Source organism: Kitasatospora sp. NPDC058162, from assembly GCF_042884005.1.
Taxonomy (GTDB): Bacteria; Actinomycetota; Actinomycetes; order Streptomycetales; family Streptomycetaceae; genus Kitasatospora.
On record NZ_JBHVUS010000001.1, the window covers coordinates 1 to 17,378 of the forward strand.

General features: G+C 71.6%; 12 protein-coding genes and 1 pseudogene. 3 read left to right on the forward strand and 10 right to left on the reverse strand.

Going from position 1 to position 17,378, the window contains the following annotated elements:
• Positions 1–165 precede the first annotated feature (165 nt).
• Positions 166–438: pseudogene (locus tag ACFVXG_RS00005) on the reverse strand (alpha/beta hydrolase); the annotation flags it as partial.
• A gap of 244 nt (positions 439–682) precedes the next feature.
• Between ACFVXG_RS00005 and ACFVXG_RS00010 the strand changes: the two are divergent.
• The gene (locus ACFVXG_RS00010; protein WP_387922707.1) at positions 683–1,105 is read left to right on the forward strand and encodes a lipocalin/fatty-acid binding family protein; all 423 of its coding nucleotides are present in this window, start codon (positions 683–685) and stop codon (positions 1,103–1,105) included.
• 254 nt (positions 1,106–1,359) lie between these two features.
• Positions 1,360–2,409, forward strand: a complete 1,050-nt coding sequence (locus tag ACFVXG_RS00015; protein ID WP_387922708.1) for a trypsin-like serine peptidase — start codon at positions 1,360–1,362, stop codon at positions 2,407–2,409.
• Positions 2,410–2,509: 100 nt separating this feature from the next.
• On the opposite strand, the gene ACFVXG_RS00020 is transcribed toward ACFVXG_RS00015, so the two are convergent.
• The 4 genes from ACFVXG_RS00020 to ACFVXG_RS00035 all read right to left on the reverse strand — a co-directional run bounded on the left by ACFVXG_RS00020 (position 2,510) and on the right by ACFVXG_RS00035 (position 6,169).
• Complete coding sequence (locus tag ACFVXG_RS00020; protein WP_387922710.1) at positions 2,510–3,211, reverse strand: FadR/GntR family transcriptional regulator; 702 nt, start codon at positions 3,209–3,211, stop codon at positions 2,510–2,512.
• 70 nt (positions 3,212–3,281) lie between these two features.
• The gene (locus ACFVXG_RS00025; RefSeq protein ID WP_387922712.1) at positions 3,282–4,496 is read right to left on the reverse strand and encodes an MFS transporter; all 1,215 of its coding nucleotides are present in this window, start codon (positions 4,494–4,496) and stop codon (positions 3,282–3,284) included.
• Positions 4,493–5,959 (reverse strand): amidase, encoded by a 1,467-nt coding sequence (locus ACFVXG_RS00030; RefSeq protein WP_387922714.1) that lies wholly within the window; start codon positions 5,957–5,959, stop codon positions 4,493–4,495. The genes ACFVXG_RS00025 and ACFVXG_RS00030 overlap by 4 nt, the downstream gene beginning before the upstream one ends.
• A gap of 84 nt (positions 5,960–6,043) precedes the next feature.
• Positions 6,044–6,169: a hypothetical protein gene (locus tag ACFVXG_RS00035; RefSeq protein WP_387922715.1), complete on the reverse strand. Its 126-nt coding sequence runs from the start codon at positions 6,167–6,169 to the stop codon at positions 6,044–6,046.
• Between the two features lie 28 nt (positions 6,170–6,197).
• On the opposite strand from ACFVXG_RS00035, the gene ACFVXG_RS00040 reads away from it, so the two are divergent.
• Positions 6,198–7,016: an MBL fold metallo-hydrolase gene (locus tag ACFVXG_RS00040; protein WP_387922717.1), complete on the forward strand. Its 819-nt coding sequence runs from the start codon at positions 6,198–6,200 to the stop codon at positions 7,014–7,016.
• Between the two features lie 149 nt (positions 7,017–7,165).
• On the opposite strand, the gene ACFVXG_RS00045 is transcribed toward ACFVXG_RS00040, so the two are convergent.
• The 5 genes from ACFVXG_RS00045 to ACFVXG_RS00065 all read right to left on the reverse strand — a co-directional run bounded on the left by ACFVXG_RS00045 (position 7,166) and on the right by ACFVXG_RS00065 (position 17,377).
• Positions 7,166–8,368 carry an Ig-like domain repeat protein gene (locus ACFVXG_RS00045; RefSeq protein WP_387922719.1) on the reverse strand — a complete coding sequence of 401 codons (1,203 nt, stop codon included), beginning with the start codon at positions 8,366–8,368 and terminating at the stop codon, positions 7,166–7,168.
• A 506-nt stretch (positions 8,369–8,874) separates the two neighbouring features.
• Positions 8,875–14,139, reverse strand: a complete 5,265-nt coding sequence (locus ACFVXG_RS00050) for a glycosyl hydrolase family 18 protein (RefSeq protein ID WP_387922720.1) — start codon at positions 14,137–14,139, stop codon at positions 8,875–8,877.
• A gap of 208 nt (positions 14,140–14,347) precedes the next feature.
• On the reverse strand, positions 14,348–14,953 hold the full coding sequence (locus ACFVXG_RS00055) for a hypothetical protein (protein ID WP_387922722.1): 606 nt from the start codon (positions 14,951–14,953) through the stop codon (positions 14,348–14,350).
• A 257-nt stretch (positions 14,954–15,210) separates the two neighbouring features.
• On the reverse strand, positions 15,211–16,416 hold the full coding sequence (locus tag ACFVXG_RS00060) for a hypothetical protein (RefSeq protein ID WP_387922724.1): 1,206 nt from the start codon (positions 16,414–16,416) through the stop codon (positions 15,211–15,213).
• A 193-nt stretch (positions 16,417–16,609) separates the two neighbouring features.
• The gene (locus ACFVXG_RS00065) at positions 16,610–17,377 is read right to left on the reverse strand and encodes a 3-oxoacyl-ACP reductase (protein WP_030557237.1); all 768 of its coding nucleotides are present in this window, start codon (positions 17,375–17,377) and stop codon (positions 16,610–16,612) included.
• Position 17,378 lies beyond the last annotated feature (1 nt).

A 17,378-nucleotide genomic window follows, 5' to 3' on the forward strand; every position in this document is an offset into this window, starting at 1 on the left:
CCCGCGAGATCTACCGGGTCCTAACCGCACCCACCACACCGAACACCACCGCCGAGCAGCTCATCACCGCTGCTTGACATCCATAAGAGCATCCCCGCCTGGCCGTAACGGCGCGGTGGTGCGGGGGACGGCCCCGCACCACCGCGCCGTCACGCCTCAACACCCTTAAGCGGCACCCAGGTGGGCGGTGAAGAAGTCGGCCAGCTTGTCGACGGCCGGGTCGATGTACTCCCTCCGGTCGGAGAGGTCGACGTGGCTCGCACCCGCGATCCGGTGCAACTCCTTCGGGCTGGTGGCGCGTTGGTGGGCCTCGACGGCCATCCAGGCGGTGACGGCGCGCTCGCCGACGATCTGCAGAATCGGGCGGGGGCCGATCAGCGGGACGGCGAAGAAGGCGTCGTAACAGGCCATCCGGTCGACGCTCTCCCAGGCCAGGAACTCTCGAAACGGATGTCCGACCTGGCCATGCGGCCCCTCTTTCCCGTCGGTTTCCTGTCGATCGACGCATGGGTTGTCCGTCGGTCACCGGTGCCACTGTGGCGCACCGGCGCGGACCAGGGCTTCGGTCAAATGACTCAGCGTATGGCTGTTTCCGCCCGGACTCAGCTGGCCTTCCTGGATCATGACAAGTGCGGTGCCCGGGCCGGGCGCCGCACTCTGATGATCACGATGGAGGGGCCACATGGCAGGCGGAGCTTTCACTGATTTCTCCGGCACGTACGAGCTGGTCAGCAGCGAGGGGTACGAGAAGTACCTGGAGTCGATCGGGGTCGACGCGGCAACCCGGAAGTTGCTGACCTCGGATCCGCAGACGGTGGAGGTCCTGCAGGAAAGCGACCACTACACGTTCAAGAGCACCGTCGCCGCCAAGGCGTTCGTCTCACAGCTCACCCTCGGCCAGGAGTACGTCGGGGATTTCGGGTACGGCGACGACCGCACAGCCAAGGGGATCGCCCGCCGCGACGGGAACCGCATCATCCTGCAGCGGAAGGCGGGCACGATCGAGGCCACGACCGTGTACAGCATCGATGACGAGGGCTTCGACGCGATGCTCTACGGCCCGAACGCCGTCACTGCCAAGCGGCGCTACCGGCGTCAGCCCTGACCGGGAGGCCGGCCGGCCCACCGAGGGGGAACCGGTCGGCACCGCTACGGGGCTGAGACACCGTTACCGGAACCTGACGGGACCGATGGAAGAGCGAAACGCGCTCCAGACCTGGAGCTGATGTTCGGTTCCTACAGTGCGGGACATCCCGATGCGCAGGGGCGGACCGCGGCCGCCCCTGCGCATCGACCGCACCCGACTGCATGCGCCTGCCTTCGACTGCACGCGACTGCACCCGACCGAGATGGGCAACGATGTCAGCCACTCCCCGAGCACTCCCCCACCGCCGCCTCTCCACCGCGGGAGCCCTCCTGCTGAGCGCGACCACCGCGGCGGTGGTGCTGCTGCCCGGCGCGGCCCTCGCCGCGGAACCGGACTCCGTCACCTCGCACTCCGGTGCCACCACCGCGCAGGAGACCGGCCGGATCGACGCCTACTGGACCGCCGCCCGGATGAAGCTGGCGGGCGCCATGGTGCCCGAGATCACCCCCGTGCCCGCGGACGACACCACGCCCGACGATCCGCGTCCGCTCCCGCCGAACACGCCCGACCCCGGGGGCGTCTGGGCCCACGGCGGCGCGGTGGACCGCAACGTCGGCCGGCTCTTCTTCACCTTCTCCGACGGCTACGACGGCAGTTGCACCGCGACTGTCGTCACCAGCGCGAACCGCAGCACCGTCGTCACCGCGGCGCACTGCCTGCGGGGCGTCGGGGCCGCCTCCGCCGACGACACCTGGCGGCACAACCTCTACTTCGTGCCCGGCTACCGCAACGGCACCAAGCCGCTCGGCGGGTTCAGCATCAAGTCCATGGCCACGTCCTCCCGTTGGGACGCCGATCCGAAGAGCACCACCCCCAACGACGTCGTCATCGCCGGCTACGACACCGGGGTCCTGGTGGCGAACCCGTCACCGGAGGGGCGACGGGTCGCGGACGTCACCGGCAGCCAGCGGATCGCGTTCACCGAGCCCGTGGCGGACGAGTTCATCCACACCTTCGGCTACCCAAAGGACCGGCTCAACGACCCCACCGCCAAGTACGCCGGTTCACGCATGATCCACTGCGCCGGCCCGGACCGCCCCGCCCCCAAGGCGCCCCTGCTGTGGGGCGAGTCCTGCGACATGGGCCACGGCGCGAGCGGCGGCCCGCACTTCGCCCGCTTCGACACCCGGACCGGCTCCGGCACCCTCGTCGGCGTCACCACCACCAGCGACGACCTCGGCGGCGGACAGCCCGGCACCCTGTACGCCACCCGCTTCGCCGGCAGCGCCCACCGCCTCTACGACTGGGCCCAGTCCCGCTGACGCCTCCGGCGAAACGCCGGTGCCGGGGACGCGGAGAGCCGATCGGCTCCTTGCACCCCGGCACCGACCTCCGAAGCAGCCGCGACCAGCGGCCCTAGGCTCAGCGCGGTCCGGTCCCCGGGGCGCGGAGGCGGTCAAGGGTGCGGCCCAGGTTCGCCTGGGTCGCCGCGACGGCGGCGTCCGGGTCACCCGCGGCGATCGCCTCGACCAGGGTGAGGTGCGCGTGGGTGATGCCCTCCTCCTCGGCGCCGTCGTGCAGCCGGCTGTCGGCCACCACATGGCCGGCCGCCTCGCGCAGCGCGTCCACGAAGGAGTCGAAGAGGCGGATGAGCACCGGGTTGCGCGCCGCCCGTACGACCAGGCGGTGCAGTTCCAGGTCCGCCTCGACGAGCTCGTCGGGGCCTGCGGCCGCGTCGCGGGCGGCCAGCGCCGCCCGGAGTGCGGCGACGTCCGCCTCGGTGCGCCGCTGCGCGGCCAGCCGGCCCGCCTCCACCTCCAGCGCCGCCCGGACCTCGTACACGTCGAAGACCTCCGAGCGGCGCAGCTCCCGGTCGAACTCCGAGACCGGGGCGGCGGCGGCCACGTAGGTGCCCGAGCCCTGACGGGCGCGCAGCTGGCCGTCGGCGATCAGCACCCGGACCGCCTCGCGCGAGGTGGTCCGGCCGACGCCGAGGAGTCGGCTCAGCTCCACCTCACCGGGCAGTTTGCTGCCGACCGGCCACTCGCCCGTGCCGATCAGTCGGCGCAGCTCGGCCGTGGCCTCCTCGACCATCGAGCGATGGCGTACTGGGCGAACAGTCATGGGGACGACCCTATCGTTCCGGTGCCGGACCCCTGCTCACGGGCCTACGGGGCTCACGGGCTTACGGGGCTTACGGGCTCACGGGCTCGGGCGCCCGCTCCGGGACCGGTGCCGCCCCCGCCTCCGCCTCCGGCAGTACGCGGTCCCGCAGGCGCAGCGCGGAGCCGAGTCCGACGGCCAGCACCCCGAGGACCAGCGCGAGCACGGTGCGCAGCCCGTGGGCGTCGGCCAGGCGGCCGAGTGCGGGTGCGGCGAGGCCGCCGACGGACATGGCGAGTCCGAGGGTGAGCCCGCTGGCGGTGCCGGGGCGGGTGGGCAGGTAGTCCTGGGCGAGTGTCACCTGTGGGGCGAAGGGCAGGAACATGGCCAGTCCGAACGCCACCGCGCCGGCCATGGCGACCGCGACGGAGGGGGCGAAGGCCACGGCGGCCAGGGCGGGGACGGCCAGCAGGTAGCCGGTGCGGATCGGGGTCATCCGTCCGTGCCGGTCGCCCAGCCAGCCGCCCAGCAGGGTGCCGGCCGCCCCGGCGAGGGTGAGCAGGGTCAGCGCGGTGGCGCCGATCCCGGTCGAGCCGTGGAGGTCGCGCTGGATGTGGAGGGCGAGCATCGAGGTGACCGTCACATAGGGGATCGACCAGGCGACGGTGGTGGCGGCCAGGCGTGCGAACGCCCGCCAGTCGGCGCGGTGGGTGCTCGTCGCCGCGCCCCGGGCGGTCGACGGGGTCGCCGGGGTGTGGCCGCGGTGCCGCAGCCATCGGCCCTGCGCGGCCCAGAGCAGGGCCGTCACCAGCGCCGGGACGGCCAGCAGCCAGCTGCCGCCCAGGCCGTACGAGCCGACCACGAGGGTGACCAGGGCCGGTGCCAGCGAGGCGCCGAGGGTGCCGCCGACGGAGAACAGGCTCATCGCCCGCTGGGACTGCCCGCCCGCGGCCCGGGCCCCGTTGGTGGCGGCCGGGTGGTAGGCGGCGATGCCGATGCCGGCCAGGGCGGCGAAGAGCCAGGTCAGCGGGTAGCTGTCGGCCATGGCCGCACCGGTGATCCCGGCCGCGGCGGTGAGGAAGCCGGCCGGGATGAGCCAGCCGCGGTGGCGGCGGTCGACCAGCAGGCCGAACAGCGGCTGGACCACGCTGGACAGGCCGCTCGCGGCCAGGGCGATGCCGGAAACGGCGGTGTAGCTGTAGTGCCGCTGGGACATCAGGAAGGGCAGCAGTGCGGGGACGGCGCCCTGGTAGAGGTCGTTGACGATGTGGGTGCCGGTCAGGAAGGCCAGCTGTCCGCGCTTCATCGGGCCCTCCGCTCGGGCTGAGTCGTCGCCCGCCGGGTCGCCTGCTGCAGTACGGCTGCCTGCCGGGCGGCGTGGTGCTGCCAGGGCCGGGCCCGTTCCAGCTGGGCGCCGAGGGAGAGCAGCAGGCCCTCCTGGTGGAGCCGGGCGGTCAGCATCACGCCGATCGGCAGTCCGTCCGGGGTCCAGTGCAGCGGCAGGCTGATCGACGGCCGTCCGGTGAGGTTGGCCACCGGGGTGCGTGGGGTGACGGCGAGCATCCGGGCGTAGGTCTGCTCCGGGTCGTCCGGATCGGCCAACGTGCCGACCGGCAACGGCGGCTGGTCCGTCGTGGGGCTGAGCACCGCGTCGAAGCGGTCGTACCGGTGGCAGACCGTCCGGGCGACGGCGGTCAGCGAGGTCATCGCCGCGGCCAGCCCGACCGCGCTGTGCTCCTGGCCCCGGGCGCGCAGCCAGCGGGTCAGCGGCAGCAGCCGGTCCTCCCGCTCCGGCGGGACGGGCACGGCGGCGGCCAGCACGCTCCACAGCACGGTGAAGTCCGGCAGGTACTCGCCCGGGTCGAACGGCGGGGCCTCCTCCACGTGGTGGCCGAGACCGGCGAGCAGCTCGGCGGTGCGGTGGCAGGCCAGCGCGGCCTCCGGGTGCCACCCGTCCGTCCGGGGCAGGACCCCGATCCGCAGCGGGCCGGGCTCGTGTTCGGCGCAGGACCGGAAATGGCCGGCGGGGACGGCGGGCAGGGTGCTGCCGTCCCCCGGGACGCTGCCGGCCATCACGTCCAGCAGCAGGGCCGCGTCCAGCACCGTCCTGGCCAGCGGACCGGCCGTGGCCAGCCCGAAGGCATCCGTGCCCGGGGCGGTCGTCACCCGGCCCCGGCTGGGCTTGAGGCCGACCACCCCGCAGGCGGCGGCCGGGATCCGGACCGAGCCCCCGCCATCGCTGCCCAGGGCCCCGGCCGCCAGCCCGGCCGCGACCGACGCGGCCGCCCCGCCGCTGGAACCCCCGGCACCGCGGCCGGGGTCGTACGGGCTGCGCGCGGTCGCGTGGACCGTCTCCGTGTAGGCGGAGCAGCCGAACTCGGCCGCCGTGGTGGTGCCCAGCAGCACGCCGCCCGCCGCCCGGAGGGCACCGACCACGGCGGCGTCCTCCGCAGCGACGCGGTCGTCGAAGGCGGCGGAGCCCGCGGTGAACGGCAGCCCGCGGACCGGCCAGGTGTCCTTCACCGACAGCGGCACACCGAGCAGCGGCGGCAGCCCGTCACCGTCCTCCCCGGTGACGGCCAGCCGGGCCTCGGCCGCACGGGCGGCCCGGCGGGCACCGGACGCGTCGACCGTCCGGTACGCGCCCAGTACGCCGTCCAATTCCTCGATCCGGCGCAGGTGGTGGTCGACCAGTTCGGTCGGCGAGACGGCGCGCTCGCGGACCGCCTCGGCCTGCTCGGCCAGCGTCAGGGCATGGAGCTCTGTCATGATCACTCCCCTTAGTCCTCAGATCCTCAGGTCCTCTGAGGACTTCACCCTAGGGGCGGGCCCGGCCCCATGGCAAGGCAACCCTTAGTAGGCGCCGAGTCCGGGAGTCACCCCACCCGGGAACAGGTGGTGTTCACCGGTCTCGACGTCGCCGAAATACCCCCAGGACAACATCGGTGTGCGCATGGCATCGTGACGGACGATCAGCATGACCAGCTCCCAACATGACGGAGGTTCCATGCGTTTGATCTCAAGTGGCCGGCACCACGCCACGTTCGAGTTCGGCGACCTGCACGTGGTCTCGTTGCGGGACGGCTACATCGACATGCCGCCGACCCTGCTCCGCGACGAGGACGGCTGCGCCCTCGATGCGCTGCCGACGGCCGTCCCGCTGGTCGGCGACAACCTGCGGCTGTCGGTCAACGCCTTCTTCGTCACCGACGGCACCCAGTCGGTCCTGATCGACACCGGCGCGTCCGACGCCTGGCACGACCCCACCATGGGACTGCTCCACGACGCGCTCGACGAAGCGGGAATCGACCGCGCCCACATCACCGACGTGGCCATCACCCACAGGCACCCGGACCACGTCAGCGGCCTGATCGCGCCGGACGGTTCGGAGGCGTTCGGCGGACTCGAGCGCGTGTGGATCGGCGCGGACGACACCTCGGTGTTCACCGGGCGGCTCGAGCCGATCCGCGACCGGGTCGTACCGGTGTCGGAGCAGGTCGCGCTCAACGACTGGACCACCGCGCTCCCGACACCGGGCCACACCCCCGGCCACACCGTCTACGACATCAGGAGCGGCACCGGCCACCTCCTCGTCTGGGGCGACACCGTCCACGTCCCCACGCTCCAGTTCGAGCAGCCGAAGGTCTCCTGGGAGTACGACGGCGACCAGTCCCAGGCCCGCGCCGCACGAGCGGCCCTCCTCGAACGACTCACCCGACCGCACCACTTCGTCGCCGGCGCCCACCTCGACTCACCCGGCATCGCCCGCGTCACCCCCTCCGGCGACGGCTACGCACTGGAATACCTCGCACCACCGATCGGCTGACCGACCCCGTCACTCTCCCTCCGGACCGCGCCACGGACCGGCCGCGCCGTGGAAGAGGCGGAGCCCGCGATTCATCCTCGCGAGCCCCGCCCGGTATCACGCTGTCACCCGCGCCGGCAGCCGTGCTCGTTGCTGCTGCGGCGGTCTGCTCAGGGGCTCACCGTCACGGTGATGGTCTCGGGGGTGGCGGCGTTGTCCTGGTACACCGAGTCGCCGCTGTAGACAGCGGTGATGACGTGGGTGCCCGCGGTGCGGAAGGAGGTGACCGTCCCGGCGGCGGCGCACCTGCCGAGCGGGAGGAACAGCTGCCCCGTACCGAGGGTCGTCCCGGTGGTGGTGTCGGTGAACGTGACGGTTCCGGTGGGCCTGGTCGTGGAGCCCGCGCCGGGGCAGACGATGTCGCCGAGCACGACCGGCGAGCCGATCCGGGTGCTCTGGGGCATCGCGGTCATGGTCGTGGTGACCGGCTTGCCCACGGTGTAGCTGATGATCACCTGGCCGTTGTGGTTGGCCGTCCCGACCGTCGAGGCCGCATAGGTCGTCCCGGTGCCCGACGGGGTAGCGAAGCTGCTTCCCCCACCGCCACCGCCGCCGCTCGCCAAGGTGCCGGTTCTGTTGACGGCGCCGCTGCCGCCGCCACCGCCCGCGAAGTACCCGCCGCCACCGCCACCGCCCGCACCGGTGGCAGTGGCGGCACAGCCGCCGTCGACCCCTCCGCCGGTGCCGCCGACGCCGACCTCGGTACCGGCGAACCCGATTCCCGACGCACCCGGCGCGGCGCTGCAGAACGGGACGTTGCCGGCCGCCCCGCCCACACCACCCGTGCTCGTGCTGGTGCTGCCGCCGCCCCCGCCCTGCCCTGCCGCAGCCCCGGGGCCGGTGGCGCTTCCCGCGGTACCGCCGGTGGCATCGGGTGTCGTCCCGCCGTTGCCCCCGTTCCCACCCGTCAGGCTGACACCGGTGCCCCCGGCCGCACCGCCGCCGCCGGCGACCACCAGGAGGGAGCCCACACTGACGCTGGAAGCCCCACCCCCACCCGGCCCCTCCGCCCGGAAACCGGTGACCGCGATGCCCCCGCCCGGAGCGCCGCCGTTGAACCCGCCGGCACCCCCCGAACCCGTGGCGTTGCAGCCCTTGCCGCCCGTGCCGCCGACCTTGACGGTGACCGTCGTCGGGGCGGTGGTCTGCGGGAGGGTGGTGACAACCCGCGCCCCCGTCCCGCCCGTCCCCGTGACGGAACACGAGGTGCCGGTGTTGTCCGCGCCACCCGCACCGTCGGCGGTGATCGTGACCACCGCCCGGGCCGGGATGGTGAGGCTCTGCGGCGCCCCGGTGAAGGCGAAGGTGAACACCGGGTCAGCCCCTCGGGTCCGCGCCGGACCGGACCCCGTCGCCGCGGCGGCCGCCGGCACCAGCCCGGCACCGGCCAGCGCCACGCACACCCCAGCCACGACCCCGGCCTGCCACCACCGCGCACGAACGTGGACGCCCGCCTCTTCTCCTTCGGCGACGGATTGTCCTGGGGCGTGCTGTCTGATCACTGCTGTCTCCCGATGTGATGGCGTGAGGTGAGCTTCGGGGTGCTGGATCACGCGGCCCGTGCCGCGTTGGCATCCCCGGCCCCGAGCGAGATCAACAGGCCCAGCCTGACGACCGAACATCCCTTTTGCCCCGATTGCTCCGACAGCGGCATGCCACACACCATCACACCGGACAGCACACGAACCCACCGAGCCGCGTGCACCCGGCTGACGAAGGGTGCACACGGCTCAGGGGGGGGTGGCGGGTACGGGCCCCGGGAGAGCGTCGCCGCCGTCCCGGGGCCCGGGTGATCAACTCCGGCCGGAGTCCGGGGCCGTCACGGTGTGGGGCCGAGCTTCTGCCAGGCGTCGCTCCTGCCGGGCTCGTCCGTCGCCTTGTTCCACCACTTGGCGCGCCAGTAGAAGCCGTTCCACGACACCGTCGAGGCCCAGGCCCCGTCGGTGTCCCCGGCGATGACCTTCGTGCCGGGGGCGGTGGCGCTGTTGCCGGGCGCGGCGAGGTAGGCCGGTGTCTTCCACCAGTCGTCGCTCCCGCCGGCGAAGCTGCCCAGCGCGTAGGCGCCGCCGTGCTTGGCGCCGCCGGTCACCCACTTGTCCAGCTGAGGCCTGCCCGCGGTGGCCTGGTCCGTGCTGAGCGGTACCAGGCGCCACCACTGGTCCACCTTCCCGTCGCAGTCCCGCACGGTGAGCGTCCCCCTGGCCGTAGTGGCACCGAGGCACTGGTCGTGGCCGCTGGAGGAGGACTTGATGTGGTACCAGCCCGGGTCCGCCTCGCTCACCGTCCACAGCTGGTTGGCATTGCCCGCCTGCTTCTCCACCAGGTGGGCGTCGGTCCAACTCCCCGGGTGGTCGAGGACGTTGCCGCTGTTGCGGTCCTCGATGATCCACTTGTCGCCGGTCTGCCAGAACGCGAACGAGGGGTTGGGGTTGTAGGCGTGCGCCTGCCAGGGCGCGGCCTGGCACTGCGCCCCGGAGGCCGGTGCCGGGGGATCGACCGTCGTCACCGCGCGGCGCTTGTCGCCGGTGGAGCCGTAGTCCGTGCCGCCGATCCTGAACGTGACGTTCGCGGGGCCGGTGACGGGCAGGTAGTACTTGACGTCGATGTCCTTGGACTTGCCCGCCGGTACGTCCTCGCAGTAGCCGAGTTTGACGGTCACCCGGTGGAAGTCCCCCTTCAACCCGCCCGCGTTGGGCCCGGTGTGACCGGGGACGATGCCGCTCATCTCCTTCCAGGCCCCGTCCTTCACCACCGGCGTGGTGGAGGTGGGGAGGTCGAAGGAGATCTCCGTCCCCTGGGCGAGGGCGACCTTGGAGTTGTTGGTGATCCGCAGCTTCGGCTGGATCGGCCACATGTCCGCGACCGCGGTCGGGAAGTCCACCAGCTCGGCCTTGACGTCGATCACCTGGGCGGGCAGGGTCTTGCCGCCGCCGGTCGCGTTGCCGGGGGCGCCCGCGCCCCTGAGGGCGTTGTCCAGCCGGGTGGTCAGGTCGTAGCCCATCCCCCACTCGCCGTTGGAGCGCTTGGTGTAGTCACCGGCGAGCTCCCAGATCATCGCCCCGCCGATGCCCTTGTCCGCGATGTACTTCGCCTTGGCGTCGACCGACCGGTCGTTCTCCGTGGACAGGAACACCTTCTTGGCGTCGTTCCACAGCCACGATGCCTGGAGCGGGTCGGAGTACTTCTCGGCGTAGCCGCCGGTCAGCTTGCCGGCGTCGGTGCCCGGGTCGACGCCGTAGGACTTGAGGTAGCCGGGGGTGCGGCCGTCCTGGAGGTTCTTGGTGTGCCACAGCGGGTTCGACCCGGCACCGACCTCGCGGCCGTCCTCGGTGTCGTGCCAGACGTTGTCGATGCCGGTCGCGCCGAGGCCGCAGTTCTGGGCGTTGGCCGGGCCCCGGCCGCCGAGGCCCTTCGGGCACTTTGACTGATCGGGCATGGCGGAGGTGCCCCACAGGCCGTCCGTACCGCCCTGGACGTTCTGCCAGCCCCGGGAGTAGTAGGGGATGCCGAGGTTGATCCGGCCGGGTGGGAGGGCGCCGCGGTAGTAGTGGTAGGCCCAGTCGATGTTGAAGTAGCCGTTCTTCTGGTAGTCCTTGGTCTTCGCGTCCTGGTCGTTGTAGATCCCGGCGTCGGCCAGCTCGTTGTCCTGCCCGGCGTCGTAGAGCGGGGCCTGCGGGCCGACGTACTTGTTCCAGGAGCCGTGCAGGTCGTAGCTCATGACGTTGACGTAGTCCTGGTACTGGAGCGCCTGGCCGGCGTCCAGCCCGCGGACGAGGTAGCCGGACGCGGATCCGGCCGAGGTCAGCAGGTAGTAGCGGCCCTTGCCCGCGCCCGCCCGGTCCAGCTTCTCCCGCAGGGTCTTCATCAGGGCGGCGTAGCCCTGCTGGAGGCCCTTGCGGCGCGGGTCGGAGACGTCCCAGTCCTGTGGGTTGCCGGTGTTGGGCAGCGCGGTCGGGTACTCGTAATCGATGTCGACGCCGTTGAACCCGTACCGGTCCAGGAACTCGGTGACCGAGTCGGCGAACGCGTCGATGCCCGCCTGGTTGACCGAACCGTCGGCGTTGGTGGCCATCGCGTAGAAGTTCCGGGTGTCCGCCCAGCCGCCGACCGAGATCAGCGTCTTCACGGCCGGGTGCTTCTTCTTGTACGTGTTCAGCAGGTTGAAGTGACCCTTGTACGGCAGCGACGGGTCCATGGCGTTCCGGTCGCCGTCCCAGGTCATACCGGTGGCCGGGTTGGCCGGGTCGTTCGGGTCGCCGATGCTGATCCGGTTGTCCTCCACGCGGGCGAAGGCGTAGTTGATGTGCGTGACCTTCGACCAGGGGATGTTGGACACCAGGTACGCGGGGTCGCCCTTGGCGCCGGAGCGCCAGCCGGTGAAGTAGCCGACCGTGCGCCGGGTGCGGTCGTTGCCGACCCACTCGCGGCCGTTGCCGTCGTAGACGTCGCAGTAGCGGGCCGAGACGCCCGCGGTGGGCGTCATGCCCTCGGGACGGCAGTCGCCCGAGGACGTGGGCTTCGCTCCCCGGTCATCTGCGGAGTCGTCGAAGGGCGAGCCGGCGTCACCGACCTCCACCGGCTTCGGCGGGGCGAACATGCCGCCCTGCCACCGCTGCCCGGGGTCGTCGGCGGCGCAGTCCTTGAGGGTCAGCGTCTCGTCCGGGCCGCCGGCCGTCAGGCACAGGCCACCGTTGCGCAGGCGCGCCCATCCGCCGCCCGCGTCCTCGGCCTGCCAGACCTGGTCCGCTCCCCCGCCGTCGTCCGTGGCCAGCCGCGCCTCGTGCCGGCCGGTGTCCTGGGCCAGTACGGGCCCGCCGTCCAGGGCGCTGACGAGCTGCCATCCGCCGGGCGTGGGGCGCGCCCGCCACTTCTGCGCGGTACCGCCGTTCGGGGCGAGTGCCTTCACCCGGGTCCCCGGCGCCGGGTTCGCGTTGTCCACGTCGGCGACGAGGTCGCCCTTCGCGGACTTGAGCGGGCCGGCCCGGTCGATCGGCGCGGGGCGCGGAATGACGCCAGGGCTCCAGTCGATCACCTTCCACAGCTGGTCGTCGCCCACCGCTCCCTCAGTGACGCACGGCACCAGCGCGCCCCACTCCCCGTCCCTGGCCAGGCACAGCTTCCCGCCGTCGGTCGAGATCCGGAAGAACGCTTCGTTCCCCTTCTGACGTTCGATCGTCCACGTCCGGGGCTCACCGGAGACCGAGGCCCACTGCCAGAACGTGCCACCGTTTCCTTGCAGGTACCACCCGCTCCCGTTCTGGATGGTGGTCTCCAGCCGCTCGCCGGGCTGGGGCAGCTCGCCGTTGATCGCCCAGTTGGTCAGGTCGGTAGCGTCCCACTTGGTGGACACCCACTTGGAGTCGACTCCGGCCCGCTGGAGCGGGCCCAGGTTGCCCGTGGCAGTGCCCCTGGCCCCCGGAACAATCGTGACCACCTGTTGCCGCCGCATGCCGTCAATCCCCTTGCCGGGAGTTCCCGCGCAGCTGAACGCCCTGGGCTGCCCAGGCCGCCGGGGCTTCGCGGCGAAGGCCGTCAGGCAGCCGGCGAGGGCCCGCTGCCCGTACGCGTTGGGGTGGATCGCTTCCTGCTTGTCCCCCTGGGAGCCCCACGCCAAGTCCTTGGTCGCGTCGAGCTGGTAGGGGATCCAGCGGACCCACTCGGCGGCCGCCTCCGGCAGCGGCTTCGCACGCGAGTTGGCGCTCGTGGCCTGCTCGGCGCTCCGGCTGCACAGTTCGTGCCCGGCGAGCGCGTCCCGTACGTTCAGCAGGGATGCGTTGGCCGTGAACGACGCCTTGACCAGCGCGTCGGTGAGCCCTGGCATCAGCTCGTCGCGGGCCCAGTCCGCGTCGGCGTCGCGGAAGGGACATCCCCCGGTCGTGTAGCGGGTGGGGTAGCCGTACAGCATCTGCGAGCCGCGGGGCAGCGGATTCGGATACGTGCTCAACACGAGCTCGTAGTCATCGTTCCCGTATCCCGCGTCCGTCATGACCGAGCGGATCTTCTGCAAGGCCTTGGAGACGTTGTCCTGGGTCGTCGCCAACTTCTCTTTCAGCGAAGTGTCGGAGGGGCCGGGGTTGCAGCTGCCGCTGAACGCCCGCACCCAGTAGCGCCGGACGCAGTCTTGGATGATGCCGGAGAAGCCGAGGTCGTTCCCGCCGATGGACACCACGATCATCTTGATGTCGTTGTCCTGCGCGAGTTGCGCGAGTTGCTCCGCCTGCGGCGCCTCACCCTGGTAGCTCTGCGAAATGATGTGCTCGGTCCTGGCCCCCGAGCAGGCGATGTTGAAGCGGCGCTCCCCGGGGATTCCGTCCAGCACGGCGCTGTTGACGGGTGAGGTGTCCGAACGGTCGCAGCGGTTGCCGCCCTCGTAGGACGTGTCGCCGTAGACGCAGTCCTTCCCGTCCGGGCAGTCCGCCTTGCGGTCGGTGCCCCACGAGTCGCCGCCGGAAGAGGTGTTGGCGTTGCCCGCCCACCGGCCGCCCTCGCCCGAGATGTAGCTGTCGCCCATCGCGACGACCGCGCCCGAGTCCCCGCACCTTCCCACCGCTGCCGCCCGGGCCGTGCGGGGTACCGGGTTGTACACCGTGCTGTTGGTCCAGAGATTCGCATTGCACCGCGGCTCACTGTCAGGCTCGAACCGAACCGGTAGGTGGTCCGAGTTGGTGCCGCGTTTGACGGACACCCTCAGGTTCCGCAGCTGGTCGTGGGCGACCACGTAGTCCAGGGCGTATCCGCTCAACTGCGTCGGCGCCGGCGGGCCGTAGGGAACCTGGTTCCTGGTGGCGTAGAACGTGTTGTACGGGTCACCCTGGCCCGGAAGCGGCGCGAGGGTGTTGGGGACACTGTTGAAGTCCCCCATGATCTGCCACGCCTTGCCCTGCTTCTCGGTGCGGACGGCATTCACGAGGGCACGCGTGTGGGGATTGACCGCCTCCCCGACGCGCATCGACGCGGCGTGGATGTCGAAGTACCACGTGCCGCCGACCTGGATGCCGAACGCAGGACGGGACGTGACCCACCTGTTGTTCTCCACGGTCGGCGTCACGATGTCGAGGCGGTCTCTGTCATCCTTGTCGGTCACGGGCGCGAGCTCCTCACGGACCCAGATCGCCATCGATTTCTGCGAGTTGCGCCCGGTGTCGGGGTCGTCCGCAGGGCCCCCGTCCCCGTCGGCCCAGTTTCCCCATTCCGACCTGTCGAGGATCTTCAAGTAGTACAGGACCCCTCGCACCCCATCCTTGGTGGAGGAATGGTATGGCGCCTTGTACAGCCGGTACTTGAGACTGGACTTACCCCTGTCGTTGACCGCGGGATCCAGTTCGTTGGAGGCCCACTCCAGCTGGCTCAGCTGCGCGCCCCACGGCGTGCAAACCGACTTCCAGTACTCCTTCGAGAACGAAGATGATCTCGGTCTCCCGGGCTTGCGTGGAGTTCCGCGTGCCGTGCCCGGATTCGGACTCCGTCGATGGATGGAACAGACCGCTCAGCGATTCGCCCACGCCCACCTCCGTGACGTTGTTCCCGCCCACGATGGTGCGGGTCTCGTTGACCGTGGTGCTCTCACCGGTGTTCCAGGTGGTGGTGTCTGTGCTGGTGACAAGTGTCGCCCCGTTGAGGAGCGTGGAGGAGTGGCCGCTGATCGAGACGGTCGCGGAAGTGATGCCCGGATCGATCGGTGATGCGCAGTTCGTCAGGGTGGCGCTGCCGGTCACGGTGCCGTCGTCGGCGATGTTCAGGGTGAGGTTGCCGCTCTTGCACTCCACGTCTGTGGTGCCGGCCTGCGCCGCGTGAGCGGGAGCGGCACCCCCGAGGAAGACGGCGACGGTCGCAAGGGTGGTGAGGGAGGCGAGGGCGAACGGGAACGCCCGCCCCTGCGCGGTGCGGATCATGGACACGAAATAGCTCCTCTGGACGCAGCACAAGGCATCCGGGACGATCCTGGACAGCATCCGTGCGTCTGCGGAGGAGTTCCCGCACCACAGGGACTTGGCATGTCACCTCAAGGTGTTTCACCCGTTCGATCAGACGCCCGCCGCCCGGGGGCCGTGCGTTCCCGCACCAAGACGATCGCGCCACCGTCCGCTCACCCACTCGTGGATCCCGGGCGATCGCCGCGGTTCCCTCACCAGCTTCGACAACGGGCGGGTGGGGGCTAGGGGCGCCAGATCACCGCGGTGCGGGTGGGGCTGGTGGGTGTCGGGTAGGTGATCCGGACGCCGACGGTCAGGCCGGGGTTGTTGACGGCCACGGGGTAGGAGTAGCTTCCCGGGGCCTCGTTCAGTTCGGTCAGGGTCCCGTCGGGCGCCCAGCGGAGGGCGTGGCGCTCCTGGGCCGACGGCACCTTGGTGCCGGTGTAGCCGACGGAGAGGCCGGCGTCGTTGACGGCGACGGCGGTGGTGTAGTCGTAGTCGGCGCCGATCGTCGTGGCGGTGCCGTCCGGGCTCCAACTCGTGGCGGTGTAGTCGATGTTGTCCGCTCCGCCCTGCTGGCCGACGACGGTGCCGGTGGCGTTGAGGGCCATGGCCGTGGAGTGCCGGCCGAGGTCGGTGACGGTGCCGTCGGTGTTCCAGGTCAGGGAGCGCCACTGGTCGTTGGCGGCGCCGGTCGGCGTGGCCTTCCCGAGTACGGTGCCGGCGTCGTTGATCTGGACGACCCAGACGTCCTGGTAGGCCGAGGTCGGGTCGAGGGCGGTGGGGGTGCCGTCCGGAGCCCATTTCACGGGGTGGGCGACGCCGGACGCCGAGTAGGACAGCCCGGCGACCGCGCCGGAGCTGTTGACCGAGACGGCGGTGCTGTTGACGTCACCGCTCAGCGCGGCGAGCGGGACGGCCCGGCCGTCCGGGCCCCACTTCACCGCGTGGGAGGCCTGGCCGGCCGCGGAGTGCCCGACCGCCGTGCCGGTGCGGCTGATCGCGTAGATGTAGCCCCAGCCGGCGGTGTCCGAGGGCAGCAGCGGCAGCACGGAGACCGTGCCGTCGGGGGCCCAGCGCACCGTGTGGTTCCCCGAGTAGCCGACGGCGCTGCCGTCGTCGCTGACGGCCACGGCGCGGCCGTCCCCGTCCCCGGGCAGCAGCGGGAGTGCCGTGGGGGTGAGGTCCGCGTCCCAACGGACCGGCAGATCATGGTTGGTCGGATCGGTGACGTAGCCGACGATCACCCCCTTGTCGTTGACCGCGGCGGGATCGCTCAGGACGGCGCCGGGCGGGAGGGGCAGGTCGATGGCCGTGTTGGCCGCCGGGTCGGTCGGACCGGTGTCGGCCGTCGCGCTGCCGGCCGTGCCCAGCGCGAGGGCTCCGACGGTGGCCAGGGCGATGGTGGCGGCGCCTGCGGACCGCAGGGCTCGGATGCCGATGCTCATGACGTGCGTTCCTCGTCTCGTGGACTTCTGCGGAATGGCACTGTGCTGATGCTGTGTCATGGTGCGCATGGGGAGTTCCCGTGCGCCGGAACCGTCCGGCACACGGGAACTTCACTCAGTCTTCACGATTCGCGGTACGGGCGCAGCGGAATCCGGGGTCTGGAGTCCGAACTCAGGGGTCCGGCCGTCGCGGCTACTGCGGGGTCACGTAGGCGCCGGAGATGCCGCCGTCGACGAGGAAGGTGTTGGCGGTCATGAACGAGGAGTCGTCGGAGGCGAGGAAGGCCACCGCGGCGGCGATCTCCTCGGGCTCGGCGAACCGGCCCAGCGGGATGTGGACCAGACGGCGGGCGGCCCGCTCCGGGTCCTTGGCGAACAGTTCCTGCAGCAGCGGGGTGTTCACCGGGCCGGGGCAGAGGGCGTTGACGCGGATGCCCTCGCGGGCGAACTGCACGCCCAGCTCGCGGGACATGGCCAGCACGCCGCCCTTGGAGGCGCTGTACGAGATCTGCGAGGTGGCCGCGCCCATCACGGCGACGAACGACGCCGTGTTGATGATCGAGCCCTTGCCCTGGCGCTGCATGTGCGGGATCGCGTACTTGCAGCACAGGTAGACGCTGGTGAGATTGACCTCCTGGACGCGCTTCCAGGCCTCCAGGCCGGTGGTGAGGATGGAGTCGTCGTCCGGCGGCGAGATACCCGCGTTGTTGAAGGTGATGTCGAGGCGGCCGTACTCGTCGACGGCCCGCTGGAAGAGGTCGCGCACGGCGGCCTCGTCGGTGACGTCGGCCTGGATGAACAGGCCGCCGACCTCGTTCGCGGCCTTGGCGCCGGTCTCGGGGTCGAGGTCGACGCAGACCACCTTCGCGCCCTCGGCGGCGAAGCGGCGGGCGGTCGCCAGGCCGATGCCGCTGCCGGCGCCGGTGATGACGGCCACGCGGCCGTCGAGTCGCTGGGTCATG